Source organism: Pseudomonas sp. DCB_AW (assembly GCF_026240895.1).
Taxonomy (GTDB): domain Bacteria; phylum Pseudomonadota; class Gammaproteobacteria; order Pseudomonadales; family Pseudomonadaceae; genus Aquipseudomonas; species Aquipseudomonas kermanshahensis.
Map to the genome: position 1 here is coordinate 1 of NZ_JAPFCE010000140.1, position 2,537 is coordinate 2,537.

Sequence of the window (2,537 nt, forward strand, 5' to 3'; positions counted from 1 at the left end):
GGTTGGTCTGGGCAATGTCCAGCTGGGCCTGGGCACCGCCACTGTTAATCTCTACTGCTGGCACCGGCCTCTTCGCAGCACAAGGCTGCTCCTACAAGGATTGCGTATGGCCAGAGGTATGGGTGGGCCTGCCGAGTGAAGTCGGTACAGGCAGTATGAATCTTCCCCTTCCGTAACCCGCCGCTACAAACTCCCCGGGCATGATCCTCACTTCGCCGTATAATGCCCCACTTGTCATGTGTGAAAATTTACCCATCCCCTGGTAACCGAGCCTACGCCCCAGAACACAGGTGCTGTACATGGATTTCAACCCGCTGGACCTTATCCTGCATCTCGATGCCTACCTCGATCTGCTGGTCACCAATTACGGTCCCTGGATCTACGCCATCCTGTTCACCGTGATCTTCTGCGAAACCGGCCTGGTGGTGATGCCGTTCCTGCCAGGTGATTCGCTGCTGTTCATCGCCGGCGCCGTGGCGGCCGGTGGCGGCATGGACCCTGTCCTGCTGGCGGGCCTGCTGATGGCGGCGGCGATCCTGGGCGACAGTACCAACTACGTGATTGGCCGAACGGCCGGCGAGCGGTTGTTCAACAACCCCAATTCGAAGATCTTCCGCCGCGACTACCTGCAACGCACGCACGAATTCTATGAACGCCATGGCGGCAAGACCGTGACCCTGGCGCGCTTCCTGCCCATCCTGCGTACCTTCGCGCCGTTCGTCGCTGGTATTGCCCACATGCACTACCCGCGCTTCCTGGGCTTCAGTGTCGCCGGTTCGTTGCTGTGGGTCGGAGGCCTGGTGACGCTGGGCTACTTCTTCGGCAATGTGCCGTTCATCAAGCAGCACCTGTCGCTGATGGTGGTGGGTATCATCTTCCTGTCGCTGGTGCCGATGGTGCTCGGCCTGCTGCGCGGTCGCCTGGGCCGTGCCGCCAAGGCTCACTGACCCCAGCCATGTGGTCTTTCAGCGCCTGGCGGCGTCGGCGCACCCTGAAGCGCTACCCGATCACAGCCGAGCAATGGCAGGCGGTTCGCCAACACCTGCCGTTGCTCGACGGTATCAGCGATGAAGAAGATCGCTGGTTGCGTGAAGCCTGCATCCTGTTTCTGCTTGAAAAGCACCTGACCACCCTACCCGGTGTCGAGCTGAGCGATGAGCAGCGCCTGTTCCTCGCTGCCCAGGCGCAGCTGCCACTGCTGCACCTGGGTGACCTGAACTGGTACCAGGGTTTCCACGAAATCATCCTCTACCCCGACGACTTCAAAAGCCCTCAGCGCCACCGCGATACCAGTGGTGTGGAGCATGTGTGGGACGGCGAACACAGCGGTGAAGCCTGGCAACAGGGGCCCGTTATCCTGGCCTGGAACGGGGTGCTGGCCAGTGGTGGTTGGGAGGCCTACAACCTGGTCATCCATGAGTTGGCGCACAAGCTCGACATGCTCAATGGCGACGCCAACGGCCTGCCGCCGCTGCACAGTGGCATGCCCGTGGATGAGTGGGCGAGGGCCATGCAACAGGCCTATGACGACCTCAACCGCCAGCTGGACCTGAACCCCGACGCCGAAACGCCCATTGACCCGTACGCGGCAGAAAACCCTGCAGAATTCTTCGCCGTCACCAGCGAATACTTCTTCAGCGCCCCCGACCTGTTGCAGCAGGCGTATCCGCAGGTTTACCAGCAACTGTCGCTGTTCTACCGCCAAGACCCACTGGCGCGCCTGAGCCAGTTGCAGGCCGAACACCCCGATTACCGCGAAGGCCACGCCTGACGCGGCCGCACATCAGGCCAAGCGTGGCATGCCCATGCGGAATGTGCCTATAATCGCCGCCACTTTTTGGTCAACTACGGGGGCACTGCCCAATGAGCTACAGCAAGATTCCGGCGGGCAAAGACCTGCCGAACGACATCTACGTCGCCATCGAGATCCCGGCCAACCACGCGCCGATCAAATACGAGATCGACAAGGACAGCGACACCCTGTTCGTCGACCGTTTCATGGCTACCCCGATGTTCTACCCAGCCAACTATGGCTTCATCCCGAACACCCTGGCCGACGACGGTGACCCGCTCGACGTGCTGGTCGTGACCCCATACCCAGTTGCCCCAGGCTCGGTCATCCGTGCCCGCCCGGTTGGCATCCTGAACATGACCGACGACGGCGGCGGCGACGCCAAAGTCATCGCTGTGCCGCACGACAAGCTGTCGCAGCTGTATGTCGACGTTAAGGAATACACCGACCTGCCAGCCCTGCTGATCCAGCAGATCGAGCACTTCTTCGCGAACTACAAAGATCTCGAGAAGGGCAAGTGGGTCAAGATCGAAGGCTGGGACGGCGCCGACGCCGCCCGTGCTGCGATCACCAAATCGGTCGCTGCCTACAAAGGCTGATACCGATTGCTGAAAAACCCCGCCTCGGCGGTAATGCTGTTCACTTAAGAATGCCGGGGCCGCTCTGCGGCCCATCGCGGCACAAGGCCGCTCCCACACCGACCGCGTTATGCCCCTATTTACAGGGCATGCGCGAACATTGTGGG

Annotated in this window: 3 protein-coding genes; all 3 read left to right on the forward strand. The window is 61.4% G+C overall.

The window, feature by feature from the left end; translation table 11 throughout:
- The first annotated feature begins 299 nt into the window (after positions 1 to 299).
- Positions 300 to 947, forward strand: coding sequence for a DedA family protein (locus tag OO306_RS27895; protein ID WP_027594930.1), 648 nt, complete (start codon positions 300 to 302; stop codon positions 945 to 947).
- A gap of 8 nt (positions 948 to 955) precedes the next feature.
- Positions 956 to 1,771, forward strand: coding sequence for a zinc-dependent peptidase (locus OO306_RS27900; RefSeq protein WP_265970373.1), 816 nt, complete (start codon positions 956 to 958; stop codon positions 1,769 to 1,771).
- A gap of 92 nt (positions 1,772 to 1,863) precedes the next feature.
- Positions 1,864 to 2,391 carry an inorganic diphosphatase gene (ppa, locus tag OO306_RS27905; RefSeq protein ID WP_016497835.1) on the forward strand — a complete coding sequence of 176 codons (528 nt, stop codon included), beginning with the start codon at positions 1,864 to 1,866 and terminating at the stop codon, positions 2,389 to 2,391.
- Positions 2,392 to 2,537 lie beyond the last annotated feature (146 nt).

What these genes read in the sequence shown, in the direction of transcription:
- OO306_RS27895 (WP_027594930.1), top strand. Translation starts at nt 300, where the DNA reads ATGGATTTCAACCCGCTGGACCTTATCCTGCATCTCGATGCCTACCTC.
- OO306_RS27900 (WP_265970373.1), top strand. Translation starts at nt 956, where the DNA reads ATGTGGTCTTTCAGCGCCTGGCGGCGTCGGCGCACCCTGAAGCGCTAC.
- ppa (WP_016497835.1), top strand. Translation starts at nt 1,864, where the DNA reads ATGAGCTACAGCAAGATTCCGGCGGGCAAAGACCTGCCGAACGACATC.